Source organism: Stenotrophomonas sp. (genome assembly GCF_032066555.1).
Lineage (GTDB): Bacteria > Pseudomonadota > Gammaproteobacteria > Xanthomonadales > Xanthomonadaceae > Stenotrophomonas.
Genome location: NZ_DAMBKV010000012.1, coordinates 59,186 through 84,093 on the forward strand (window position 1 = coordinate 59,186; position 24,908 = coordinate 84,093).

Here is a 24,908-nt window from a genome sequence, read left to right on the forward strand (position 1 = left end):
AAGGGAGGGAGCAACAGCGCGAAACCGGGAGTGCTTGAAAGGCCCAAGAGCTTACCCCTCCCCAACCCTCCCCTGCTGCGCAAGGGAGGGGGTACAGCGGTTGCCTCAGACGTCGGCCGGGGTCATTCGCGGCATCGCCAGCGCGGCGCCTTCGTTCTCGGTGGAGCGGGCGGCGTACTGGTTGGCGAAGCGCACGTGCTTGATGAAGGCAGCATCCGGTGCCGCCGCCAGCGAGGCGGCGAGGGCGCCATTGAAGGCGTCGCCGGCGCCGGTGGTGTCGACCACCTGCACCGATTCGGCTGCCACCCGGTAGTAGGGCTGGCTGTCGCTGCGCAGTTTGTCTTCATCGTGCGAGACAAACACGCCGACCGCACCCAGCGTCACCACCACGGTGCTGCCGGACAGCTTGCGGCACAGCGCGTGCAGGCTGGCGCCGTCCAGGGTTGCGACGTCGTCGGCCTCGATGCGCTCGCCGACATGACGGCCGAGCAGGGCAGCAAACTCGGTTTCATTGGGAGTCAACACATCGGCCAGCTTGAGCAGACTGATGGTGGACGGGGCGTTGGCCGGGGCGGCATTGAGCATGGTCAGCACGCCGGCCTCGCGGGCCACGCTGAGCGCAGCCTCGATCGATTCCACCGGCGACTCCAGCTGGGCCAGCAGGACCTTGGCATTGCTGATCAGCGCGGCGTTGGCTGTCATGAAATCGATGCTCAGCGAGGCATTGGCGCCAGCGCCGATCACGATCGAGTTGCGGCCGCGGCCATCGACATAGATGCCGGCGGTGCCGGTGGGTTCCGCGCTGGCTTCGGCCACCAGCGCAATGCCATCGGCCTGGGCCAACTGGCGGGCGAGGTCGCCGCCAGCGTCGGCACCGAGCGCGCAGACGAAGCTGGTGTCAGCACCGGCGCGGCGCGCCGCAACCGCTTGGTTGAAGCCCTTGCCACCGGGACCGGTGCTGTAACGGCCAGCAATGGTCGCTCCCGGCGCGGGCAGGGCATCGCAGCGCCAGACGTGATCGACATTGAAAGAACCGGCGACGACTACAGAACTCATGGAATCTATGTCTCTAAAGTGGCTATGAAGCTGCAGCTGCGTTGGTCGGGCCAAGCTGCATCGGCCGACCTGGATCAGCGGGGTTGAATCAGGTGAAGTGGCTCAGCACGCCGGCAATGGTGGCCGTCATCAGGGTGGCAATGGTGCCGCCCAGGACTGCACGCAGGCCGAACTTGGCCAGGTCCTGGCGACGGTCCGGTGCCAACCCGCCGATGCCGCCGATCTGGATCGCGATCGAGCTGAAATTGGCGAAACCGCACAGGGCGTAGGTAGCGATCAGGCGGCCTTCTTCGCTCAGGGTAACGCCGGGGACATTGCCCTTGATGATTTCCGACAGATCCATGTACGCGACAAATTCGTTGATCACGACCTTCTGGCCAATCAGCGAACCCACTGTGGTGGCGTCAGCCCATGGGGTGCCGATCACCCAGGCAATCGGTGCCAGCACGTAGCCGAAGATGGTGGCCAGGTTGGTCGGCTTGCCGATGGCGGCGGCCAGGCCAGTGACGTCACCGATCCAGGTCAGCGGCGCATTGAGCAGCGCGATCAGGGCGATGAAGGCCAGCAGCATGGCGCCGATGTTCAGCGCAAGGCGCAGGCCGTCACCGGCACCGGCGGCGGCGGCATCGATGATGTTGGAGGAGGTCTTCTCCACTTCCATCTTGACCGTGCCGCGGGTCAGCGGGGTACCGGTTTCCGGCACCAGCAGCTTGGCGACCACCAGCGTGGCCGGCGCGGCCATGATCGAGGCGGCCAGCAGGTGCTTGGCGTAGAAGGCCTGTGCGGTCTGGTCGCCGCCGCCGAGCATGCCGACATAGGCGGCCAGCACGCCGCCGGCGATATGCGCCATGCCGCCGATCATCATGGTGATCAGCTCGGACTGGGTCATCTTGGAGATGTAGGGGCGCACGGTCAGCGGCGCCTCGGTCTGGCCGATGAAGACGCTGGCGCAGACGCTGGTGGTTTCGGCACCGGACACGCGCATCACCTTGGTGATGGCCGCAGCCATGACCCGCACGATGGCCTGCATCACGCCCAGGTGGTACATCACGCCCATCAGCGCCGAGAAGAAGATGATGGTTGGCAGTACCTGGAAGGCAAAGATGAAGCCGTACTTGGGCACATCCATCAGGCTGCCGAAAATGAAGTTGGAGCCTTCATTGACGAAGCTCAGGATCTTGACGAAGCCCTTGCCCAGCCAGTCGAACACGTCACGGCCGCCCGGAACCAGCAATACCAGCGCCGCAAACGCGATCTGCAGGGTGATGCCGGTGGCAACCAGTTTCCAATCAACGGCTTTCTTGTTGTTGGAGAAAAGCCAGGTGATGCCCAAAAGCACCGCCAGGCCGAACAGGCCGAAGCCGATTCTGCCCAAACCTTCGAACATGAGTAATCCCCGGGCGTGCCCGCAAAAGACGCAAGCCTAGAGCAGCGGCTGATGCCGGGCAAGAATATCTCCGGCATAAGCCGGTATTTGCTGGGATTGCGCCGGTATCGGCAAGGTCCGCGGGCCTGCCGGATGCGCAGTCAGGGTTACACTGGCGGCCTGTCTGCGCGGATTGCGCGCACCGTCCCCTAGTTGGAGCCAGCCATGCAATACCGTCGTCTCGGGTCGTCCGGCCTGCAGCTGTCCGCCCTGTCATTTGGTGCCTGGGTGACCTTTGGCAGCCAGATCGGGCGCGACGAATCGCGCAACCTGATTGCCTGTGCCTGGGACAACGGGGTCAATTTCTTCGACAACGCCGAGGTTTATGCCAAGGGCCGCGCCGAGGAGGTGATGGGGGATGTGATCGCCGACCTGCGCCTGCCGCGCGATGGCTTCTGCGTGTCGTCCAAGGTGTTCTTTGGCGCGGTCGATGAGCCGGCGCCGACCCAGCGTGGGCTCTCGCGCAAGCACGTCACCGATGCCTGCCATGCCGCGCTCAAGCGCCTGCGGGTGGACTATCTGGACCTGTATTACTGCCATCGCCCGGATGCGGAGACCCCGATCGGCGAAACCGTGCTGGCGATGGACAACCTGATCCGCCAGGGCAAGGTGCTGTACTGGGGGACCTCGGAGTGGTCGGGCGCGCAGATTGCCGAGGCCGTGGCGTTTGCCCGCGCCAACCATCTATATGCGCCGAGCATGGAGCAGCCGCAGTACAACCTGCTGCACCGCGCCCGCGTGGAGCAGGAGTACGCGCCGTTGTATGCCGATGCAGGCTTGGGGACCACCATCTGGTCGCCGCTGGCTTCGGGCCTGCTGACAGGCAAGTACAACGACGGCATCGCCGCCGATTCGCGCCTGGGGCAGTCCACGCTGGGCTGGCTGCAGGCCTCGGTGTTGGGCGAGCCGGCCGATGACCGCCTGGGCAAGGTGCGCCGCTTCACCGCCTTGGCCGCGGAGCTGGGTGAGTCGCCGGCGCAGCTGGCCGTTGCCTGGTGCCTGCGCAACCCACAGGTGTCCAGCGTGATCCTCGGTGCGAGCCGGGTGTCGCAGCTGGAAGAGAACCTGCGCGCGCTGGACGTGCTGGGCAGGGTGGAAGAGGGTGCCTGGCAGCAGATCGAGGCGATCTTCGCCTGATAGCGAAGCGGTAGTGCCGAGCCATGCTCGGCAACGCCGTGCCAGCAGACTTTCAGCCCCGTGTTCATGGGGTTTGTGGGAGCGGCGTGAGCCGCGAAGCCACAGATCCGTCAGATTCCGGGCATGTTGGTAGCTTCAGTGCTGCCAGCTTCGCGGCTTACGCCGCTCCCACAAGTGTGATGCTGGGCCGGTGAGGCTCCTGCCGAGCATGGCTCGGCACTACAGGTGGAGCGAATGGCCCTGTCCAACGGGGTTTCGCACCGAATGTTGTTTGATGCAAATAGTTCTTGCATCGTTATTGAGAATCATTATCATCAACTCCGTCCCCAGCACGGAATCACGATGATGTCGGCCCAGCCCGTTCTGCTTCGCCCCCGTACCCTCCACCTGCCGCAGCGCCCGGTCCAGTTGTTGCCGGTCGATGGCGTTGTTGACAGCGGTGCCCTGCTCAAAGGCCAGCGCGAGATCGTGATCCAGCACGGCGACAAGTTCTATCGCCTGCGGCATACCAGCAACGACAAGCTGATCCTCACCAAGTAAGCCGCAACACGGCCGCATTCGCCGCAAGCCCGCGCCGCATTGCGCTTGGCTCCTGAGTGCGCAGCTCTCTCCCCCCTTGGCTACAGCCGGGTTGTCCAGGCAACCCGGCTGCCTGCCAGGGGTTTTGTTCACCTGACGATTCCAGGCCTCCATGATCCGTCCAACTGTTCTGAGTGCTGCCCTGTGGGCGGTGCTGTCTTGCGCGCATGCTGAAAATGCGGCTTTGCCGGCTGTGCATGAATTCGACCGCGTACAGGTCACCGCCACCCGTACCGAACGTGCCATCAGCGATGTCGCCGCCACGGTCGATGTGATTGATCGCGAGCAGCTGGACAAGCAGTTGGCCAATGACATCGCCGATCTGGTGCGCTACGAGCCGGGCGTGTCGGTCACCCGCAGCGCTTCCCGTTTCGGCCTGGGCGGCTTCCGCATTCGTGGCCTGGATGCCAACCGCGTGCTGATCCAGACCGACGGCATCGCGATGCCGAAGAGCTTCAATATCGGCAGCTTCGCCAACAGCAACCGCAACTTCACCGACCTGGAGACGCTCAAGCGTGTGGAAATCGTGCGCGGCCCGGCCAGTTCGCTGTATGGCTCCGATGCACTTGGTGGCGTGGTGGCCTTCGTCACCAAGGATCCTGCCGACTATCTGAAGGATGGCAAGGACAGCCATGTCGGCCTGAAGTTCGGCTATGACGGCGAGTGGAAGGGCCTGTTGGGCGGTGCAACCGCAGCCTGGGGCGGTGAGCGTTGGAGCGGCATGCTCAACGTCAACCACCACCAGGGCCAGGAGACGGTCAACAAGGGGGACGTGCGCAGCAGGGACTACACCCGCACCGCGCCGAACCCGCAGGAACGCGATGGTCGCAGCGTGCTGGCCAAGCTGGTCTATGCGCCGGACGAAAGCCAGCGCTTCCGCCTGACCGTGGAAGGCAATGAAGACAGCACCGATACCGACGTGTTCTCCTCGGTCAACGACAAGCACCCCGTCGCCGCGTCTCGTACCACCACCGACATGACCGCGCACGACACCCAGAACCGTACCCGTCTGTCCTTTGCCCATGAAATGGATGCGCTGGACGCGGCGTTTGCCGATAGCCTGAACTGGCAGGTCTATCGCCAGAACAGCGAAACCAAACAGGTCACCAACGAAGGCCGTACCAACGGCAGCCGTCGCCATCGCGCCTTCCATTTCGATCAGCTCGTTTACGGCGCGCAGCTGCAGTTCAACAAGGCCTTGCAGACCGGCTCGGTCGAGCACGTGCTGACCTGGGGCTTCGATGGCGCCCAGACCGACATCCGCCAGAAGCGCGATGGCTACCAGGTACTGGCCAACGGCACGGTCAGCTCCAACATCTCGCCGGACAACTTCCCGGTGCGCGATTTCCCGATCAGCAAGACCACCGAACTCGGTCTGTACCTGCAGGACGAAATGCGCCTGGCCGATGGCCGCCTGTCGGTGGTGCCCGGCCTGCGCGTGGACCATTACCGGCTCAAGCCAGAGCTGGACAGCATCTTCAGCGAAGACAATCCGGACATGGCAGTGGCCTCCCTGACCAAGACCAGCGTTTCACCGAAGCTGGGTGTGGTGTGGCGCTTCGATGACCAGTGGTCGGTGTTCGCCGGCTATGCGCATGGTTTCCGTTCACCGCCTTACAACGACGTCAACCTTGGCTTCACCAACCTGATGTTCGGCTACACCGCCATTCCCAACCCGGACCTGAAGCCGGAAACCAGCAATGGCGTCGAACTGGGCGCGCGCTATGTCAGCCCTGCCGCTTACATGAGCGTCAGTGGTTACTGGAACGACTACCGCGACTTCATCGAATCGCAGCGCTATGTGGGCGTCAATGCGCAGGGTCTGATGGTGTTCCAGTCGCAGAACATCGCCGATGCGCGCATCTACGGTGCCGAACTGAAAGCCGGCGTCGACTTCGGCGAGCTCAGTGATGCCTTGAAGGGTTGGGGTCTGCGCAGCGCAGTGGCATGGGCGCATGGGCAGAACCGTACCGCCGATACGCCGCTGGATTCGGTGGACCCGCTGCGCGGCACCGTCGGCCTGATGTACGACCGCGACGCGTGGGGCGTGGAACTTGCAGGTAGTTTTGCCCGCCGCAAGGACCGCATCGCTGCAGCCACGGCTTACCGCCCGGCTGGCTATGGCGTGCTCGACCTGATGGCGCATTGGGACTTCGCACCGGGTGCCAAGTTCAATGTCGGCGTATTCAACCTGGCCGATCGCAACTACATCGACTGGTCGAGCATCACCTCGACGCTGGCTGGCAACAGCAGCGTGATCGACCGCTTCAGCAACCCGGGGCGCACCGTTTCAGCCAGCGTCTCGGTGTCCTGGTAAGCAACGACGTTAGCGGTTCCTCCAGGAGCCGGCGAAGGAGCGCGTCGCGGCCACGGATGGCCATCCTTTCATCCACACAAGGAACACCCATGAAGCTGCTTTGTGCCAGCCTGCCGCTGCTGATTCTTGCCAGCACCGCCGCCAGCGCCGCCCCTGCCGATATCGCCCGTGACCACGACAGCATCCTGAAGATGCAGGGTGAGTACACGGTGGACTTTGCCTTCGATGAGACCGTGCTGCTCAAGCCCGGCTACGAACGTGCGTCGGCGATGCGCAGCGGTGGTGACGAAGTGGTGATCGTGGTTGAGGACAGCCCGCAGCGCATCGTGCTGCAGCATCTGCTGGTGGACACCAAGAGCGGTCATGTCACCAAACATTGGCGCCAGGACTGGGTCTACGAAGCAGCGCAACGTTTCGAATTCAGCGCCGACCAGACCTGGTCGGTGCGCCCGATTCCGGCCGCGTTGAACCAGGGAGCGTGGACGCAGTGCGTCTACGAAGTCAGCGACGCGCCGCGCTACTGCGGTACCGGCCGCTGGAGCTACAACAACAATGTACCGACCTGGACCAGCGACCTGAGCTGGCGGCCGTTGCCGCGTCGTGAATACACCAAGCGCAGCGACTACAACGCGCTGGCGGTGGTCAACCAGCACACGCTGACCCCGAACGGCTGGACCCACGAGCAGTTCAACACCAAGGTGCAGCGCAATGCCGATGGCAGCCAGGTGGAGATCGCGCGCGAGTTTGGTTTCAACGACTACATCAAGACCACGCAAGTGGATTTCACCCCGGCGCGTACTTACTGGACTGCCACCGCGCCGTTCTGGGCACAGGTACGCCAGCGCTGGGACGGCTTCCTCGGCAAGGCACCGGGCGTGCACCTGAAGACCAAGCTTGATGGCATGGCGATGATCATGCCGCTGTTCCAGCAGGCCGAGGAAATACAGGGCGGCGCGGCGCTGGATACCGGCAAGATCGATGCGGTGTTCGCCAAGTATGTGGAAGCCGCCAGGTAAGTTGGCCTTGCCCGGCTTTGTTTGGTTCTGTGGGAGCGGCGTTAGCCGCGAAGCTACTGCAACATCAGGGGCAAGAGCTCACCCCTCCCCAACCCTCCCCTTGGCTCCGGCAAAGGGAGGGAGCAGAGCGGTAGGAGCGGTGTCAGCCGCGAAGCTGAGGGTCCATCAGGTCGCGGGCATGACCGTGATTGCACTGAAGCCAGCTTCGCGGCTGACGCCGCTCCTACATGCTTCTGGGTTATTCCTTGAACATCAGCAATGCAGCCACCACGATCAGCGCGAACGCCGCCCAGTGGTTCCACTTCAGCGGTTGCCCCAGGTAGGTGGCAGAGAACACCGCGAACACCACCAGGGTTATCACTTCCTGCAGGCCCTTGAGCTGCGGCGCCGAATACACCGCGCTGCCCAGGCGGTTGCCCGGCACCTGCAGGCAGTATTCAAAGAAAGCAATGCCCCAGCTGACCAGGATCACCGTCATCAACGGGGCGGTCTTGAACTTCAGATGGCCATACCATGCAATGGTCATGAATACGTTGCTGGCAACCAGCAGCAGTACCGGGTACAGGTAGGCGGTAAACGAGGGGGCGACCATATCCAGATTCGTTCAGGCGGGTCGATAGCATAGGGCGCGGAAGGGCGACTCTTTCCCTGTGACGGATAAGTTTCAATTGTTACCAAGTTGCGTCATCGCGTCTTCACGCGACATCCACCAGGAGTGCGGCATCTTTCACAAAGCTGAAGACTAAGGAGGCTCCATGCGACAGACAAAGGAATCGTCCGGGTTGGTACTGGTCGTCGAGGACAACCGCAACATCTCCGAGATGATTGGCGAATATCTGGAAGGCAAGGGTTTCGAAGTGGACTATGCAGCCGATGGCCTGGACGGCTACCGGCTGGCCGCTGAGAACAGTTACGACGTCGTGGTGCTCGACCTGATGCTGCCACGTCTGGACGGCATCGAGGTATGCCGTCGACTGCGTAACGAGGCACGCAAGTCGACGCCGGTATTGATGCTGACTGCGCGCGATACGCTGGACGACAAGCTCACCGGGCTGGGTTACGGCGCCGACGATTACCTGACCAAGCCATTCGCGATCCAGGAGCTGGAGGCCCGGCTGCGTGCCTTGATCCGACGCGAACGCCGCCAGGTGGGGGCCGAAGTGCTCAAGGTCGCCGATCTGGTACTGGACCCGGTCAGCATGCGTGCCACCCGCGCCGGCAGCGAATTGCAGCTGTCACCGATCGGCCTGCGCCTGCTCACCATCCTGATGCGCGAATCGCCGCGTGTGGTGACCCGCCAGGAGATCGAACGCGAGATATGGGGCAATGGTCTGCCCGATTCGGATACCTTGCGCAGCCACCTGTACAACCTGCGCAAGATCATCGACAAGCCGTTTGACCGGCCTTTGCTGCATACCGTGCAAAGTGCGGGTTACCGGATTGCCGACATCGGTCAGTCGATGGGCTGATCCACAGGGGCTTGAATGGCACCTGCAAGGGGAAAACCGCCGCAGGACAAGGTTCGCGGCGGTTTTTTTTGTGTCGGGTATTTCTGCGACTGCGCCGGTTCAGTCCCTATAATCACGCGGGCTTCGAGGGGGGCGCATGGCGTACGGGTTACCGCGCAAGATCAGAAAGGCATTCATCGTGCAGGCGCTGCTGGCGAGTCTGGCCGTGTTGCTTGGCGGCTACCTGATGGCGCTGGTGGTCAAGTACGGCCTGATCAACGCGGTCCTGCAGGGCGAGGCAGAGTATTACTGGCAGCAGAGCGCCCAGAGCGCGGATCCGGCGCCTCCCAACACACTGCGTATCCGCGGCTATCTGCAGCCTGCCGGGCAGTCCGATGCGATGATTCCCGAGCCGTTGCGGCGGCTTCCGCCGGGTTTCCACGAATTGGAAGCCTCCGACCAACTGGTACTGGTGGACCAGCAGGCGGCGGGGCGCCTGTATCTGGTGTTCCAGCGATCCCCCGCGCACCGCGCCGCGGTCTGGGCGGGGGTGCTGCTGATACTGCTGGCCATCCATGCGGCGTCATGGTTGACCTACCGCTCCTCATCACGGCTGGTGTCGCCGATAAGTTGGCTGGCACGCAGGGTGTCCCTGTGGGACCCGCGTCATCCCGATGCCAACGAGCTGGCGCCCGAACGGCTGCCACCGGAAGTGCAGGGTGAAACCCGGCAGCTGGCATTGGCGCTACATGGCATGGCCGGCAAGGTCGCCGACCACGTGGCCCGTGAGCGCAACTTCACCCGTGACGCCAGTCATGAACTGCGTACACCGCTGACCGTGATCCGCATGGCCAGCGACATGGCCTTGGCCGATTCGGGCCTGACCCCGCGCTTGCAGCGCAGCCTGCAGCGCATCCAGCGTGCCGGTCGCGACATGGAGGCGGTGATCGATGCCTTCCTGTTGCTGGCCCGGGAGGTGGATGTGGAGCCGCAGTCGGAGCTGTTCGATGTTGGCGAGGTGGTGCGGTACGAGGCGGCCAATGCCGAAGAACTGCTGCAGGGAAAGCCGGTCCAACTGCGGGTCGTGGTTGAAGGCAACCCGATGCTGATGGCACCACCACGGGTGATGCACGTGGTGGTGGCCAATCTGTTGCGCAACGCCTGCCTGTACACCGACGTAGGTGAGGTGGAGGTGCGGGTGACGCCCGGGCAGGTGGTTGTCCGCGATACCGGTATCGGCATGAGCCGCGACGCCGTGGCGCGGATATTCGAACCCTTCTACCGGGCTGAGGGCGGCCGTCAGCAGGGCGTGGGGCTGGGCTTGCCGATCGTGCGGCGCCTGTGTGAGCGCTGCGGCTGGCGGATCGAACTGGACAGCCATGAGGGGCAGGGCACCACCGCGACCCTCCTGTATCGCTGAGGGCTGCGTTCGCGTCAGCGCCGGTAAGCACTGGCCAGATGTGGCAAAATTGGCAGCTAATCTCACGCTACCGGTGTCATTTCCATGAGCGGTTGTTCAGGCTTCAAGCTTCTGCGCGGCCGCGATGCGGCAACTGCCAAGGTGTCGCATGGCTGACCAGATCGGGCATATGCCGCGGGGCCCCGGTCGCATCCTGAAGGCTGCCAAGTGGTCCTGGCAGGGGCTTTGCGCGGCATGGATGCATGAGTCCTCGTTTCGGCTGGAAGTCTGCCTGTTCGTGGTGCTGGCACCGTTGGCCCTCTGGCTGGGCCAGAGTCCGGTGGAGCAGGTGCTGCTGATCGGCTCGATGCTGCTGGTGATCGCCATGGAACTGGCCAACTCGGCCATCGAGGCGGTGATCGAGCGTTACGGACCCGAGTACCACGTGCTGGCGGGCCGCGCCAAGGACATGGGCTCGGCGGCGGTGTTCGTGCTGATGATGAACGTGCTGCTGTGCTGGGGCCTGATCCTGCTGCCGCGCGTTTTCTGACAAATCAGCCGCCGGGTGGCGCTGATGCAATGGTTTTATTGAAGGATTGATCGCATGTCTCTTGAGTTCCTAGCCGACCCCAACGTTTGGGTCACCCTGTTCATGCTCAGCGCACTGGAAATCGTGCTCGGTATCGACAACCTGGTCTTCATCTCCATTGCGGTCGGGCGCCTGCCCGAGGAGAAGCGCCCGCTGGCTCGTCGCGTCGGCATCGCGGTCGCCTGCATCACCCGCATCCTGCTGCTGATCTCGCTGGCCTACCTGGCCCACATGGAGAACAACCTGTTCAATGTGGCTGGCATGGGCATTTCGATCCGTGACCTGGTGTTGATCGTGGGCGGCCTGTTCCTGCTCTACAAGGGTGCCAAGGAAGTCCGCGAGCTGGTCACCGGCGGCGAAGATGCCGACCCGACCACGACCAAGGTGGCTGCTTCGTTCGGCATGGTGATCGCGCAGATCGCGGTGATCGATATCGTATTCTCGCTGGACTCGGTGATCACCGCCGTCGGCATCGCCTCGCACGTCCCGGTCATGGTCTGTGCGGTGCTGCTGTCGGTAGCGGTGATGCTGCTGGCGGCCAACCCGCTGGGCCGTTTCATTGATGCCAACCCGACCGTGAAGCTGCTGGCGCTGGCCTTCATCCTGATGGTGGGTGCGGTGCTGGTGCTGGATGGTCTGGATGTGCATGTGCCCAAGCCCTACATCTACGCGGCGATGGGTTTCTCGATCCTGGTGGAGTGGCTGAACCTGCTGATGCGGCGCAATGCCAAGGCCCACCACGTGCCGGGTTCGGACAACTGGTAAGCGTCTGATCGGCCGGCATCGCCGGCCGGCAACAGGACCTGAAAGGGCCGGCATTGCCGGCCCTTTTGTTTTTTGTGGGAGCGGCGTCAGCCGCGAAGCCGGTGCAGCTGTAGGTGCGGGGATGCCTGCAATCTGAAGGGTGGTCAGCTTCGCGGCTGACGCCGCTCCCACAACAGCCTCGCTCGGGGGCTTTGACCCGCCACCCGGTCTTTGCAGACCTTGAACAGGCAACGTGGCATGCTCGGCGCTCCAGCCATCCAGGGTCCGACCCATGCGCCAGTACCTTCGCCTGATGTTGCTCGTCATCGCGGTGATTTCCATTTCCGGCTGTGGCTACAACGCCATCCAGCAGAAGGACGAGGCGGTCAAGGCCGGCTGGTCCGAGGTGGTCAACCAGTACAAGCGCCGCGCTGACCTGATCCCCAACCTGGTCAATACCGTGCAGGGCTATGCCCAGCAGGAGCGCCAGGTGCTGACCGAGGTCACCAATGCCCGCGCCAGGGTCGGGCAGATCCAGGTCAATGCCGACGATGCCGATTCGCTCAAGCAGTTCCAGCAGGCCCAGGGCGAACTGGGCAGCGCGCTGTCGCGGCTGCTGGTGGTCAGCGAGAACTACCCGACGCTGAAGTCGGACCAGAACTTCCGCGACCTGCAGGCGCAGCTGGAAGGCACCGAGAACCGCATCACCGTGGCCCGTGGCCGCTATATCCAGCTGGTGCAGGACTACAACACCTACATCCGCTCGTTCCCGCAGGTGATCACCGCCAAGATGTTCGGCTATGCGGCCAAGCCCAACTTCACCGTCGACAACGAGGCGCAGATCGCGCAGCCCCCGGCGGTGAACTTCGGTACCCAGCCGGCTGCGCCGCAGCAGACGCCGCCGCAGCCCGCACCGGCACAGTGAGCCGCGCGCGATGAGCGCGTTGCTGCAACGGTTCGGCCTGCTGCTGTGCCTGCTCGGCCTGGGCTGGGCAGGCCCGGTGTCGGCCCAGCAGCTGGCGCCGATCCCGCCGCTGGACTCGCCAGTGGTCGATACCACCGGCACCCTCGATGCGGCGCAGAAGCAGGCGCTGGAGCAGCAGGCTATTGCCCTGCAGCAGCGCAAGGGCGCACAGCTGCAGGTACTGATCGTGCCGACCACCCAGCCCGAGGACATTGCCCAGTACAGCACCCGTGTGTTCGACCAGTGGGCGATTGGCCGCAAGGGCGTGGATGACGGCGTGCTGCTGCTGGTGGCCAAGGATGACCGGCGGGTGCGGATCGAGCCGGGCTACGGTCTGGAAGGTGCCATCCCCGACGCCATCGCCAACCGGGTAATCCAGGAATACCTGGTGCCGCATTTCCGCCAGAACGACTATGCAGGGGGCATCACCGCCGCCAGCGGGGTGCTGGTCAAGATCATCGATGGCGAGGAACTGCCGGCGCCGGTCAGCAGCAACCGCGATGATCGGAATGGAGGCGCCAGTGGTGACTTTATTTTCTTTGTGGCAATTGCGATCGCCATGGTGGTGTCGCTTGTCATGCGTGTGTTGATGTTCAAGTCATCGCGGTCGGCGCGGGTTTTTGTGTCAGGCCTGGTTGCAGGTGGCATTGCGTGGATGCTGTTGTCTCTTCTTGGTGGTGGCGTCGCTGCCGTAGCTGCGGTATTGATTTCGCTGGGGAATGCTAGTTCCGGTGGGTATGCTGGCGGAGGTGGCTTCGGTGGTGGCGGTGGCTTTGGCGGAGGCGGTGGAGGCTTCGGCGGTGGTGGCGGTTGGGGCGGCGGTGGTGGACGTTCGGGAGGCGGTGGCGCCTCGGGGAGCTGGTGATGCGCTGGTTACGACATTTCTTTGCTCCGTCCGCGCATGCCGCATTCCCGGAGGCCAGCCTGGACCGGATCGCCCACGCCATTGCCGACGGCGAGCGCCTGCACAGCGGCCAGGTGATGTTCGCGGTCGAGTCCGACCTGCCGCTTGCCCTGTTGTGGAAGAACACCAGCGCCCGTGCCCGTGCCGAGCACGCCTTCGCGCTGCTGCGTACCTGGGACACCGAGGCCAATAACGGCGTGTTGATCTATCTGCTGCTGGCCGACCATGCCATCGAGATCGTCGCCGACCGTGGCCTGCAGGCGCGGGTGGATGCCGCGCAATGGCGGCTGATCTGCGACCATCTGCGCGAGCAGCTGAACGGAAATACGCGCGAGGAAGCCGTGCTGGCGGCAGTGGCGGAGGTCTCACAGCTGCTGTCGGCGCACTTTCCGCCCGATCCGGCGGGGCGTGTGCGCAATGAGCTACCTGACCACCCGCAGGTGTTCGGCTGAACCATGGGTTGAGTGGCAAGGGCTGCTACCCCGAGAATAGGGACTGGTTCGCCTGACAGTGCCCGCATGCTCTTTCTCCATGACATAGACCCCATCGCTTTCTCGCTGGGTCCGATCGATGTGCACTGGTACGGTGTCATGTACCTGCTGGGCTTTGCCGCCGCCTGGTGGCTGGGCCGCTCGCGTATCCTCGCCGGGCGCTTGCCGGGCGTGGACATGAACGGGTTCTCCGACCTGCTGTTCTACGCGATGCTGGGCGTGGTGCTGGGCGGACGCATCGGCTACATGCTGTTCTACGCAACCGCCGACTTCCTCGCCAATCCGCTGATCCTGCTGCGGGTCTGGGAAGGTGGCATGAGTTTCCATGGTGGCCTGCTTGGCGTACTGATCGCCGGCTGGTGGTGGACGCGCAAGCACAAGCTGCACTTTTTCGACACCATCGACTTCGTTGCGCCGCTGGTACCGCTGGGCCTGGGCTTTGGTCGGCTGGGCAACTTCATTGGTGGCGAGCTGTACGGCAAGTTCACCAATGCCGGTTGGGGCGTGATCTTCCCGCATTCGCCGCTGAAGGATGTTCCGGCCGGATTGCCGGCGATGGAGCAGCTGTTGTCCGCTGCGCAGATCCAGCAGGACTATGCCGCTGGCCTGCTCACCCAGTATGCGCGTCATCCCTCGCAGTTATATGAGGCGCTGCTGGAAGGCCTGGTGATGTTCCTGGTGCTGTGGTTCTACTCGATGAAACCGCGCCCGCGTTATGCCGTGTCCGGCCTGTTCGCGCTGCTGTATGGGTGTTTCCGCTTCCTGGTCGAGTTCGTGCGCATGCCCGACAACGGCGTGTACGTCGCGTTTGATTGGTTGACCCGTGGCCAGATCCTGAGCCTGCCGTTGATCGTGCTGGGCCTGGTGTTGCTGGCAATGTCGCGCCGCGCGCCGGTGTTGCAGCCGGTGCTTCCACTGGAAGAGAAGAAGGCATGAAGCAATATCTGGATCTGCTGCAGCATGTGATGGAGCATGGCACCGAGAAGTCAGACCGCACCGGCACCGGCACGCGCAGCGTGTTCGGCTGGCAGATGCGTTTCGACCTCAGCCAGGGCTTCCCGCTGGTCACCACCAAGAAGTTGCACCTGCGCTCGATCATCCACGAGCTGCTGTGGTTCCTGAAGGGCGATACCAATATCGGCTACCTGAAGGACAACAAGGTCAACATCTGGGACGAATGGGCCGATGCCAACGGCGACCTCGGCCCGGTCTACGGCAAGCAGTGGCGCAGCTGGGCCACTGCCGATGGCCGCGAGATCGACCAGATGCAATGGCTGGTGGATGAGATCAAGCGCAATCCGGATTCGCGCAGGCTGGTGGTCAGCGCCTGGAACGTGGGCGAGTTGCCGCAGATGGCGCTGATGCCCTGCCATAACCTGTTCCAGTTCTACGTGGTGGACGGCAAGCTCAGCTGCCAGCTGTACCAGCGCAGCGGCGACATCTTCCTCGGCGTGCCGTTCAACATCGCCAGCTATGCCTTGCTGACGCATATGGTGGCGCAGGCGACCGGACTGGGCGTCGGCGATTTCGTGCACACGCTGGGCGACGCGCACATTTATTCCAACCACTACGAGCAGGCACGCGAGCAGCTGTCGCGCGAACCGCGCGCGCTGCCCAAGCTGTGGTTGAACCCGGAGGTGACCGACCTGTTCGGCTTCCAGTTCGACGACATCCGCATCGACGGCTACGACCCGCATCCGGCAATCAAGGCGCCGGTGGCGGTGTGATGTTTCAGCAAGGGAGATCTGCCATGCGACGGATCGCATTGCTCTTTGCAGTTCTGGTGGTTGCGGTACAGGCGCCGGCGTTGGCCAAAAAATTGGCCAAGCAGACACCTTCCGAACAAAACTCAGCCATCTTCGTGCAGCTCATCAAGCCGGTTCTGCAGAAGTCATTGGTGGAAGAACTGCTGGGCGAAGTGGAAGTCGCTTCGTTGGCGTATGCCCCGGCAGGATGGGAGGATCAATGTGTTCAGATCCGGCCGGCGTTGAATGAGCTCATGCAAGGCCAACTACGTCCATGGGCACAAAAAATGGTGGACGGCAAGGCGTTGGAAGCCGGGATCAATTCGGCATTGCAGGAGCAACTGACAGCGGCTGAAAGGCTCCTGGTCATCACCGCAATGGATGGTGGCAACCTGGTGTTGGCCACGTATCTTGTGGTCAACCACAAGGGGTTGGCCGAGCGCATGGCGGGATTGGTGGACGCGCAGATGGAAGTGGCCAAGCCCGGCTATCTTCAGATCATGGATACGCCGGCGAGCGCCGAGTTCAAGCAGGTTGTTGAAACCTGCAGAACCCATTTGGCTTCGTCTGAGGTGGAATTGTGAAACTTTCCATGATCGCTGCACTGGATCGCAATCATGGCATTGGCCATGACAACGCGATGCCCTGGCATCTGCCGGATGACTTCAAGCACTTCAAGGCGCTGACCTTGGGCAAGCCGATCCTGATGGGGCGCAAGACCGCCGAATCGCTGGGTCGTGCGCTGCCGGGGCGGACCAATCTGGTGTTGACCCGCAGTGGCCAGGTGCCGTTTGCCGGCATGCGTGCGGTGGCTTCGTTGGATGAGGCGCGGGCGATTGCGGCGGGCGAGGGTGCCGACGAGTTGTGCGTGATTGGTGGTGGTGAGATCTATCGGCTGTTGCTGGATCAGGCCACCGATCTGCACCTGACCTGGGTGGATACCGAAGTGAACGCCGATACGCATTTTCCGGACGTGGATCCGGCGCTGTGGCGGGAGGTGGAGAACCTGGCGCATGCGGCGGATGAGCGGCATGCGTTTGCATTCCGGTTCGTGCATTACGTGCGGTGCTGAGTTGTTTTGAGGTCAACAGCTAAAGGCTACGAAGCTACCCCTCCCCAACCCTCCCCTTGGCTATGCCAAAGGGAGGGGGTAACAGCCTTGGCTGCGCGAAATGGTGCAGCCGGCGAGATCAGCTCCCTCCCTTTGGCGCAGCCAAGGGGAGGGTTGGGGAGGGGTAGCTCTTTGCTCTTTGCTCTTTGCTCTTTGCTCTTTGCACAAGGCTTCCAGAGCCTCGCAAGAGAGCCCATCACCCCGGCATCCGGTAATGCCCAATGATCGTGTGCCGGAAAAGCAGATCCTGCTCCTGCGTGCCCTGTGCGATGTTGTGCAGCACCAGCGGGGTGCCATCATCCAGCCGCCGGTCAGAAACGATGCCTACGTGCAGCAGGCCGTTGCCATTGAGCTTCCATGCCACGATGTCACCGGCGGCGTAGTCATCGGCGAGGGTAGTTATCGGTAGCTCCCAGCCCTGGCGCTGGAACCAGAGCATCTGGTTGGGCACGCGGCGGTGGTCGATGTTCCGATCCGGTCGCGACAGTCCCCATAGCGACGGATAGGCGGAGAAATCCCCGCGCATGTCCTCGTTGATGCGCTGCTGCAGGTCAACACCTTGCGTGCGCAGGGCGCGGATCACCACATCGGTGCAGACGCCGCGATCCAGTGGCGGATCGCCACCGGGATAGCCGAGGGAAAAATAGGCCGGATCGTAGCGGGTGGTGACACCGATCTGCGCCCGTGCAGCTGCCACCAGCGGGGGCGAAGTTGCGGCAGGCGTGGATTCGGTTGCTGCCTGCGACGGCGGGCTGGTCTGCGTGTCATCCGTCTGCGGACGACAGCCGGCAAGCACTGCGATGACCATCAGCATCAACGCTGATGGCCAAGGCCTCATGCAGCCGGTCCGTTGTTGTCTGGCGTAGGCGTGCTGTTGCTGCCGTTGTTGTTGCCATTGCCGTTGCGCCCACGCGGACGATGGCGGCGCGGCCGGCGGCGCTGTTCACCGCTGCGCTCGGGGCGGGGCGCTTCGCTGCGCGTTTCGGATTTGGCCTCGGGCTTGGCTTCCGGCTTGGCTTCCACGCGCGGCTTGCGCGGCGGATGCTGGCCGGGCACCGCGGCCGGCACGTCACGCCCCGGCACCTGCACGACGCGCAGGTCTTCGCTGTCCAGCTGCAGTGCGGTGAGCTTGCCACCCCAGACCGCACCGGTATCGATGGCATGCACGCCCTGGGTGATGGTCAGGCCCAGCGCCGACCAATGGCCGCAGACCATCTTCAGCTCACGCTCCACCCGCCCGGGCACTTCAAACCAGGGGTACATGCCCTGCGGCTGGGTACCCGGCGTGCCCTTGTCTTCCATGCCGATGCGCCCGCTTGGCGTGCAGTAACGCATGCGGGTAAAGATGTTGATGATGGCGCGCGAGCGGTCGTAGCCGCTCAGGCCCGGCGACCACGCCGGCTTGTCGCCGTACATGTTGCGAAACAGCTTGCGGTAGCCATTGCCATGCAGCTGCTGCTCGACTTCGCGCGCGTGCTTTTCGGCCAATGCCACGGTCCACTTCGGCGCCAGCCCGGCGTGGAACATCATCCAGCCCAGCTCACGGTCCACGTGCGCCAGCTTCTGCATGCGCAGCCAGTCCAACAGCACGTCGCGGTCCTCGGCCAGCACGATGCGTTGCAGGTCCGGGTTGACCTTGCGCTGCTCCTCTTCACTGCGGGCGCCAATGGCCAGCAGGGACAGATCGTGGTTGCCGAGCACGGTGACACTGTGTTCGCGCAGTGAATGCACAAGCCGCAGTGTTTCCAGCGACTGGCCGCCGCGGTTGACCAGGTCACCAGCGAACCACAGTTTGTCTGCAGCCGGGTCGAAGTTGATCTTTTCCAGCAAACGCTGGGTGACGTCGTAACAGCCCTGCAGATCGCCGATTGCCCAGGTCGCCATCAGTGCAGCGTCCTGGGAATGGCAAGCACGAACGGCGCGATCGTCGCGGCGAACTCGGTGCCGTCGTCAGCCAGCATGTCGTAATGACCCTGCATGGTGCCGTGCTCGGTGCCCAGCATTACCCCGGAGGTGTAGCGGAACTCCTCGCCGGGGCGCAGGCGCGGTTGCTCGCCGACCACGCCCTCACCATCGACGTGCTCGACCCGGCCTTCGCCGTCGGTGATGCGCCAGTGGCGGCTGATCAGGCGGGCCGGGACGGTGCCACGGTTGTGGATGCGGATCGTGTAGGCGAACGCAAAGCGGCCGTCTTCAGGGGCCGACTGGTCGTCGATGAAACGAGGCGAGACCTCGATCTCGATCGCGTAGTGGCGGTTGTCTTCCATGGGAGGAGTGTAAGCAAAAGCAGGTGATCGGTTTGCGTGGATGCAGCGCTTATTCGTGCGGCAGGTTGGCAAGCCTGATGAAATCGGCAACTTCCAGCTGCTCGGCGCGGGCATCGCTGCGCACGCCGGCGGCTTCGAACTGGGCCTGGTCGATGACCCCGTTGAGGGCGTTGCGCAGGGTTTTGCGGCGCTGGCCGAAGGCGGCGCGGACCACGTCGGCAAAGCGTTTGCGGTCGTTGATGCCGACCGTGGCCGGATCGCGCGGCAGCAGCCGGACCACGGCCGAATCCACCTTCGGTGGCGGCCGGAACGCGCCCGGCGGCACCACGAACAGCGACCTGACCTCGCAGAACGCCTGCAGCATTACGCTCAGGCGGCCGTAGACCTTGCTGCCGGGGCCGGCCGCCATGCGGTCGACCACTTCCTTCTGCAGCATGAAGGTCATGTCCGAGATCGCCGCAGCATGGTCCAGCGCGTGGAACAGGATGGGCGAGGAAATGTTGTAGGGCAGGTTGCCGACCAGGCGGATCTTGTCGCCTGCAGCCAGTTCGGTGAAATCGACCCGCAGCACGTCGCTGTGGACGATGGTCAGCTCGCCCAGTGGCGCGGCGGCCTCGGTCAACGGCACGATCAGGTCGCGGTCGAACTCGATGACGGTCAGCCTGGGATGGCGACGCAGCAGCGGGAAGGTGATCGCACCCTGGCCCGGCCCGATCTCGACCAGACGGTCGCCGTCCTTCGGGTCGACCGCCATGACGATCTTCTCGACGTAATACTTGTCCGCCAGGAAGTGCTGGCCCAGCTGTTTCTTGGCCGGGGCAGTGAAGCCGCTGCGCGGGGAGTGATCTGAATTCATGCGGTGATTTTACGTTGTGCAGCCAGCCGGGCGCACAGCTCGGTGGCGGCAAACAGGCTGGAGGGATCGGCCACGCCCTTGCCGGCGAGGTCCAGGGCGGTGCCATGGTCGACCGCCACGCGCGGGTAGGGCAGGCCCAGGGTGATGTTGGTGGCCTGCTCGAAGCCGCTGTACTTGAGCACCGGCAGGCCCTGGTCGTGGTACATCGCCAGCACCGTGTCGAAACCGGCCAATTTGGCCGGCAGGAAGGCGGTATCGGCCGGCAGCGGACCGATCAGCTGCATGCCTTCGGCACGCAGCTGTTCCAGCAGCGGGATGATCAGGTCCAGCTCCTCACGGCCCAGGTGACCGTCTTCGCCGGCATGCGGGTTCAGGCCGAGCACCGCGATGCGCGGTGCGGCCAGGCCGAAGTCGCGGCGCAGGGCGGCGTGGGTGGTACGGATGACCCTGCTCAGGCTGTCGGCGCTGATGGCGTCGGCGACGTCGCGCAGCGGCAGGTGGGTGGTGGCCAGGGCCACGCGCACGATGTCGTTGGCCAGCATCATCACCACCTCCACACCGGCCTGTTGGGCCAGCAGCTCGGTGGTGCCGCTATAGGCGATGCCGCCCAGGTTGATCACCGCCTTGTGCACCGGGCCGGTGACCACGCCGTCGAGGCTGCCGTCCAGGCAGGCCTGGCCGGCGCCGAGCAGGGCGTCGATCACCGCACGTGCATTGCGCGGGTCGGCCTGGCCGAACTGCGCGGGGGTGGCGTTGCGGACTTCGCGCAGGCGCAGGTCGCCGGGGCGCTGGGCGTCGGCGTGTTCGGGCAGCAACTGCAATGGCAGGTTCAGCGCGCGGGCGGCGGCCTGCAGGGTATCCGGGTCCGCAAACGCCAACAGCCGGCAGTCACTGCGCGGCTGTTGGGCAAGGCGGATGCAAAGTTCCGGGCCGATCCCGGAGGGCTCGCCCGGAACCAGAGCGAGCTGGGGAATCATCGGTCAGGGCTTGGCAGGTTCTGCGGGCGTGGTTGCCGTATCGGCATTGCCCTCGGCACGGTCGCCGCTGCGGAAGCTGACATAGGCTTCGCCGCGCAGCTCCTGCAGGAACCGGTTGTACTCGTCGTCCAGCTTGCGACGGCCGATCTGCTCACGGATCTGGGCGCGCTTGTTGTTGTCGCTGACGTCGGTCTGGCGGCTGCCTACGCGCTGCACGATATGCCAGCCGGCATCGGTGCGGAACGGAGTGCCCACGCCGTTGTCGGCCAGGCTTTCGACCTGCTTGCCGAAGTCCGGGCCAAACGCATCGGCCGGGAACCAGCCCAGGTCACCGCCCTGGCCACGGCTGTTGGCGTCGTCGGACGACTCCTTGGCCACGGTCTGGAAGTCGGCGCCGCCCGCGATGCGTGCACGCAGGGTCTCGATCTTGGCCTTGGCAGCAGCGTCGTCGACCTGGTCGGTGACGCGCACCAGGATGTGACGGGCATGGTATTCGGTGACCTTCTGGCCACTGTCGCCAGCGTTGGCGTCACGCGTTTCCACCAGCTTGAGCAGCTGGAAGCCGCTCGGGCCGCGGATCGGGCCCAGCACGTCGCCGGCCTTCATGTTCTTGATCTGGTTGGCAAAGGCGTTGGGGATTTCGTCGACGCTGCGCCAGCCCAGGTCACCGCCTTCCAAGGCGTTGGGGCTGTCCGAATAGCGTACGGCCGCCGCCGCGAAATCCAGTTCACCCTTGTCGAGCAGGCCCTTGACGCCGTCGACCTTGCTCTGGCCGGTGGCAATCTGCTCGGCCGTGGCGCCCTCAGGCAGGGCGATCAGGATGTGCGCCAGGTGGAACTGGGCGCCACCGGCATTCTGCTGGGCCAGCGCGGCATCCACTTCGCCTTCGCTGACGCTGATGCGGCTCTGCGCAAAGCTCTGGCGCAGGCGCTGGGTGATGATTTCCTCGCGCACCGAATTGCGGAAGTCCGGGAAGCCGATGCCGTCCTGGCTCAGGCGCTGGCGCAGACCGTCAACGGTGGTGCCGTTCTGCTGGGCAATGCTGCCGATGGCGTGGTTGAGCTCTTCGTCGCTGACGCGGATGCCGCTGCCTTCGGCGCGGGCCACCTGCAGCTTGACCAGTACCAGGCGTTCCAGCACCTGGCGCTCCAGTACCGACTCGGGCGGCAGCTGGGCTTCGCGCCCGGCGTACTGTCCCTTGATGTTGGCAACCGCACGCTGCAGTTCGCTCTGCAGGATCACGCCCTCGTCGACGATGGCGGCAATGCGATCCAGCGGCTGCGTCTGCTGTGCAACAGCCGGGGCGGCAACGCCGGAGAACGCCAGCAAGGTGGCGAGGACTGCAGGAAGGGTCTTGGTCATGGAATCTGGTTGGGATCGTAGTCGTCGTCGTTCGCTTCGATATTGCTCGGCGGAACGAGGTAGAGGTCGTCTCGGTTGTAGCCGAGAATAGCACGGCGCAAGGTGCGGTCCGTGTCCTGTCCGACCGAGCTCAGGCCCTTGAGCACGAACTCGATCTGGAACGAATTGTTGAGGTCACCCTCGCGGTTTCTGACGTAGCGGCGGGCCAGCGCACGCACGGCCAGGCAGCAACTGTCCCATTGCACGCCACCGATGATTTCCAGCGGCTTGCTGTCGAGCATGGAGTAGTAATAGCGGCCGACGATGCTCCAGCGCGGGTTGATCGGGTACAGGAAGGAGAAATCCGCCTGCTTGAGCTGTTCCTGGCCGGTGGTCGGGTTGCCGCGGTAGCGGTAGCTCAGGTTGATCACGCCGTCGTCGGGCAGCAGGTAGCGTGCGCGCACGCTGGCCAGGTCTTCCTTGCGGAACTTGGGATTCCACTGGTAGGTGCTGCCTAGGGTCCAGCGGTCGGTCAGCGCCCAGTTGACGTCGGCGACCCAGGCGGACTTGCTTTCGCTCACCACCGGGTCACCGGGGTTGACGGTGACCCTGGAGTCGTCGAAATAGCTGATCTGGCCAATGCTGGCCGACAGCTTCTCGCGGCCATCGGCCTGCCGGATCAGGCGCGTGGTCAGCGCCGTGGTCAGCTGGTTGGCATCGTTCTGGCGGTCGGCGCCGGTGAAACGCGAATCGCGGAACAGCTGGCCCCAGCTGAAGGTGAAGGCGCGGGTGTCGAACAGCGGCAGGTCCGACTGGTCGCGGTAGGGCGTGTTCAGGTAGAACAGCCGCGGTTCCAGCGTATGCAGATAGGACTTGCCGCCCAGCGTGGTCTCACGGTCGAAGAACAGGCCCATGTCGATGCTGGTGATGGGCATGCTGCGGTTGGGCGAGGTGTTGCCGCGGCGCTGCTCCGGGGTGGCGGTGGCCGGGTCGATGCCGGCTGCGCGCAATTGCTGGGCGCGGATGTCATCGGCCAGGCCACGCTCCAGGTCATAGGCGGTATAGCGCCAGGCCAGGGTCGGGGTGATGTACCAGGCAGCGCCGCCCAACGGCATCGACACGTAAGGCTTGATGTCGAGGCGGGAACCGCCAGGCATGGCCCTGGACAGCCCATTGCGGGTGTAGTCCTGGTCGGCGCCATTCTTGAAGTGGATGTCGTCGTGGGTGAAGCGTACTGCTTCGGCATACACGCCCGCCTCGAACCAGCGGCCGAAGCTCTCGTCCCAGGTGGCGAACAGGCGCGGTTGGCGGCTGTAGGGCAGGGAGGATTCGGTCAGCGTGTAGTCGGTCAGCTGCCACTCGTCGGCCATGATGCCGGCGGTCCATGCGCGGCCGGTGCCGTACAGGCCTGCGGTGCTCTGCAGATTGGAGGCGGTGATGCCGTTCAGGCGGTTGGCAAAGTCCTCGACGTAGCGCTCATCGCTGACCCAGGCCATATTGGCGCGAGCCTGCCAGTGCCTGTTGACGTTGTGGTAGCCGTTGAATGCCACGGTGCCACGGTCGCGGTCACGCAGCGAGTCGTTGGGCAGATACGCGGTATCCAGTTGGCCGCGGCCACCGGAATACAGATAGCGGAATTCGTTGTCGAGCATGAGCCCGCGCCTGCTCATGTAGCGCGGGGTCAGGGTGTCGTCGTAGTTGGGCGCCAGATTGAAGTAGATCGGCTGCGCGTAATCAACGCCGTTGCGCCCGGACATGCTGATCTTGGGATAGAGCAGGCCGGTCATGCGGCGGTCGTCGATCGGGAACTTGAAGTAGGGCGCGTACAGCACCGGCACATTGCCGATGCGCAATACCGCATTGCGGGCGGTGCCAAAGCCTTCTTCGTTGTCGACATCGATCTGCGGTGCCACCAGTTTCCACACGGGCTGCGAGGGATCGCAGGTGGTGTAGCTGGAATGGTGCATCTGCCCGGTCGAGCCCTGCAGGTCGACCGAGTCGGCCGAGCCATTGCCACGACGGGAAACCAGCTGGTAACGGATATCGCTGATCTTGTGTGAATCCGTTTCCTGGTTGCCTTCGGCGCGCTCGGCGACCATCCGGATCGACGAATCCGAATAACGGACATTGCCTTCGGCAATGTAGTTGCCGGTTTCGGTGTCCATGCGCAGGCTGTCGGCGCCCATGAACTGGTCGCCACGCTTGAGCAGCACATTGCCCTGGTACTGCGGCACGGTGCTGGTGCCGGTCAGCTCGTTGCCTTCGATATCGGTCGGCAGCTGCTCGCGGTTGGCTGCGGCAGCCGGGTCGACCGGCGGCGCTTCGTCGAAGGCCGGCAAGGTGTCGGTGGCCGGGCACAGGCCCCAGTTCACCGGCTTCTCGTCGGCCCAGGCGGGCAGGCAGATGGCAATGCCCAAGGGCAGGGGAAGCAGGCGGAGAGCTCGGCGCACGCGGTTCGCATTCGGGGGAAAACGGCCGCTAGCTTGCCGCATCGCCTGCATGGGGGCAATGAAAGGCTGCCGGATGGGCCGGGCAGGGTTC

Annotated in this window: 25 protein-coding genes; 15 read left to right on the forward strand and 10 right to left on the reverse strand. The window is 64.2% G+C overall.

Annotated elements, in window-relative coordinates; translation table 11 throughout:
• Nucleotides 1–105: 105 nt before the first annotated feature.
• Together RT131_RS14055 and RT131_RS14060 are read right to left on the reverse strand one after the other, a co-directional pair.
• Nucleotides 106–1,056 (reverse strand): ribokinase, encoded by a 951-nt coding sequence (locus RT131_RS14055; RefSeq protein ID WP_313173423.1) that lies wholly within the window; start codon nt 1,054–1,056, stop codon nt 106–108.
• An 88-nt stretch (nt 1,057–1,144) separates the two neighbouring features.
• Complete coding sequence (locus RT131_RS14060) at nt 1,145–2,443, reverse strand: nucleoside transporter C-terminal domain-containing protein (RefSeq protein WP_313173424.1); 1,299 nt, start codon at nt 2,441–2,443, stop codon at nt 1,145–1,147.
• 204 nt (nt 2,444–2,647) lie between these two features.
• Between RT131_RS14060 and RT131_RS14065 the strand changes: the two genes are divergently transcribed.
• From RT131_RS14065 to RT131_RS14080, 4 genes are all read left to right on the forward strand, one after another.
• Nucleotides 2,648–3,619, forward strand: coding sequence for an aldo/keto reductase (locus tag RT131_RS14065; RefSeq protein ID WP_313173425.1), 972 nt, complete (start codon nt 2,648–2,650; stop codon nt 3,617–3,619).
• A 345-nt stretch (nt 3,620–3,964) separates the two neighbouring features.
• Nucleotides 3,965–4,159 carry a hemin uptake protein HemP gene (locus tag RT131_RS14070; protein ID WP_313173472.1) on the forward strand — a complete coding sequence of 65 codons (195 nt, stop codon included), beginning with the start codon at nt 3,965–3,967 and terminating at the stop codon, nt 4,157–4,159.
• A gap of 151 nt (nt 4,160–4,310) precedes the next feature.
• The gene (locus tag RT131_RS14075; protein ID WP_313173426.1) at nt 4,311–6,515 is read left to right on the forward strand and encodes a TonB-dependent hemoglobin/transferrin/lactoferrin family receptor; all 2,205 of its coding nucleotides are present in this window, start codon (nt 4,311–4,313) and stop codon (nt 6,513–6,515) included.
• 89 nt (nt 6,516–6,604) lie between these two features.
• A complete protein-coding gene (locus RT131_RS14080) occupies nt 6,605–7,531 on the forward strand; it encodes a DUF6607 family protein (protein WP_313173427.1) in 927 nt (308 codons plus the stop codon).
• Between the two features lie 238 nt (nt 7,532–7,769).
• Here RT131_RS14080 and RT131_RS14085 read toward each other — a convergent pair whose 3' ends face one another.
• A complete protein-coding gene (locus RT131_RS14085; protein ID WP_313173428.1) occupies nt 7,770–8,123 on the reverse strand; it encodes a DMT family protein in 354 nt (117 codons plus the stop codon).
• Nucleotides 8,124–8,286: 163 nt separating this feature from the next.
• Between RT131_RS14085 and RT131_RS14090 the strand changes: the two genes are divergently transcribed.
• The 11 genes from RT131_RS14090 (at nt 8,287) to RT131_RS14140 (ending at nt 16,887) form a co-directional block, all read left to right on the forward strand.
• Nucleotides 8,287–9,000, forward strand: a complete 714-nt coding sequence (locus RT131_RS14090; RefSeq protein WP_057630720.1) for a response regulator transcription factor — start codon at nt 8,287–8,289, stop codon at nt 8,998–9,000.
• Between the two features lie 136 nt (nt 9,001–9,136).
• Complete coding sequence (locus RT131_RS14095) at nt 9,137–10,399, forward strand: HAMP domain-containing sensor histidine kinase (protein ID WP_313173429.1); 1,263 nt, start codon at nt 9,137–9,139, stop codon at nt 10,397–10,399.
• Nucleotides 10,400–10,547: 148 nt separating this feature from the next.
• Nucleotides 10,548–10,928, forward strand: a complete 381-nt coding sequence (locus tag RT131_RS14100) for a diacylglycerol kinase (RefSeq protein ID WP_313173430.1) — start codon at nt 10,548–10,550, stop codon at nt 10,926–10,928.
• Between the two features lie 54 nt (nt 10,929–10,982).
• On the forward strand, nt 10,983–11,732 hold the full coding sequence (locus RT131_RS14105) for a TerC family protein (protein WP_313173431.1): 750 nt from the start codon (nt 10,983–10,985) through the stop codon (nt 11,730–11,732).
• 271 nt (nt 11,733–12,003) lie between these two features.
• On the forward strand, nt 12,004–12,636 hold the full coding sequence (locus RT131_RS14110; protein ID WP_313173432.1) for a LemA family protein: 633 nt from the start codon (nt 12,004–12,006) through the stop codon (nt 12,634–12,636).
• 10 nt (nt 12,637–12,646) lie between these two features.
• Entirely contained in the window at nt 12,647–13,540 is an 894-nt protein-coding gene (locus tag RT131_RS14115) for a YgcG family protein (RefSeq protein WP_313173433.1), read from the forward strand.
• A complete protein-coding gene (locus RT131_RS14120) occupies nt 13,540–14,031 on the forward strand; it encodes a TPM domain-containing protein (protein ID WP_313173434.1) in 492 nt (163 codons plus the stop codon). Before RT131_RS14115 ends, RT131_RS14120 begins: the two co-directional genes overlap by 1 nt.
• 66 nt (nt 14,032–14,097) lie before the next feature.
• Nucleotides 14,098–15,006, forward strand: coding sequence for a prolipoprotein diacylglyceryl transferase (gene lgt, locus RT131_RS14125; RefSeq protein ID WP_313173435.1), 909 nt, complete (start codon nt 14,098–14,100; stop codon nt 15,004–15,006).
• Nucleotides 15,003–15,797, forward strand: coding sequence for a thymidylate synthase (locus RT131_RS14130; RefSeq protein ID WP_313173436.1), 795 nt, complete (start codon nt 15,003–15,005; stop codon nt 15,795–15,797). The genes lgt and RT131_RS14130 overlap by 4 nt, the downstream gene beginning before the upstream one ends.
• 23 nt (nt 15,798–15,820) lie before the next feature.
• Nucleotides 15,821–16,399 (forward strand): hypothetical protein, encoded by a 579-nt coding sequence (locus RT131_RS14135; protein WP_313173437.1) that lies wholly within the window; start codon nt 15,821–15,823, stop codon nt 16,397–16,399.
• A complete protein-coding gene (locus RT131_RS14140; protein WP_313173438.1) occupies nt 16,396–16,887 on the forward strand; it encodes a dihydrofolate reductase in 492 nt (163 codons plus the stop codon). The genes RT131_RS14135 and RT131_RS14140 overlap by 4 nt, the downstream gene beginning before the upstream one ends.
• Nucleotides 16,888–17,122: 235 nt before the next feature.
• On the opposite strand, the gene RT131_RS14145 is transcribed toward RT131_RS14140, so the two are convergent.
• The 7 genes from RT131_RS14145 to lptD are packed head-to-tail and all read right to left on the reverse strand — an operon-like array spanning nt 17,123 to nt 24,817.
• Nucleotides 17,123–17,764 carry a DUF1287 domain-containing protein gene (locus RT131_RS14145; RefSeq protein WP_313173439.1) on the reverse strand — a complete coding sequence of 214 codons (642 nt, stop codon included), beginning with the start codon at nt 17,762–17,764 and terminating at the stop codon, nt 17,123–17,125.
• The gene (locus RT131_RS14150) at nt 17,761–18,810 is read right to left on the reverse strand and encodes a symmetrical bis(5'-nucleosyl)-tetraphosphatase (protein WP_313173440.1); all 1,050 of its coding nucleotides are present in this window, start codon (nt 18,808–18,810) and stop codon (nt 17,761–17,763) included. Before RT131_RS14150 ends, RT131_RS14145 begins: the two co-directional genes overlap by 4 nt.
• The gene (apaG, locus tag RT131_RS14155; protein ID WP_313173441.1) at nt 18,810–19,193 is read right to left on the reverse strand and encodes a Co2+/Mg2+ efflux protein ApaG; all 384 of its coding nucleotides are present in this window, start codon (nt 19,191–19,193) and stop codon (nt 18,810–18,812) included. The genes RT131_RS14150 and apaG overlap by 1 nt, the downstream gene beginning before the upstream one ends.
• A 49-nt stretch (nt 19,194–19,242) precedes the next feature.
• On the reverse strand, nt 19,243–20,049 hold the full coding sequence (rsmA, locus tag RT131_RS14160) for a 16S rRNA (adenine(1518)-N(6)/adenine(1519)-N(6))-dimethyltransferase RsmA (protein ID WP_313173442.1): 807 nt from the start codon (nt 20,047–20,049) through the stop codon (nt 19,243–19,245).
• A complete protein-coding gene (pdxA, locus tag RT131_RS14165) occupies nt 20,046–21,026 on the reverse strand; it encodes a 4-hydroxythreonine-4-phosphate dehydrogenase PdxA (protein ID WP_313173443.1) in 981 nt (326 codons plus the stop codon). Before pdxA ends, rsmA begins: the two co-directional genes overlap by 4 nt.
• A 3-nt stretch (nt 21,027–21,029) precedes the next feature.
• Nucleotides 21,030–22,388: a peptidylprolyl isomerase gene (locus RT131_RS14170; RefSeq protein WP_313173444.1), complete on the reverse strand. Its 1,359-nt coding sequence runs from the start codon at nt 22,386–22,388 to the stop codon at nt 21,030–21,032.
• Nucleotides 22,385–24,817 carry an LPS-assembly protein LptD gene (gene lptD, locus RT131_RS14175; RefSeq protein ID WP_313173445.1) on the reverse strand — a complete coding sequence of 811 codons (2,433 nt, stop codon included), beginning with the start codon at nt 24,815–24,817 and terminating at the stop codon, nt 22,385–22,387. The genes RT131_RS14170 and lptD overlap by 4 nt, the downstream gene beginning before the upstream one ends.
• Between the last annotated feature and the right edge of the window lie 91 nt (nt 24,818–24,908).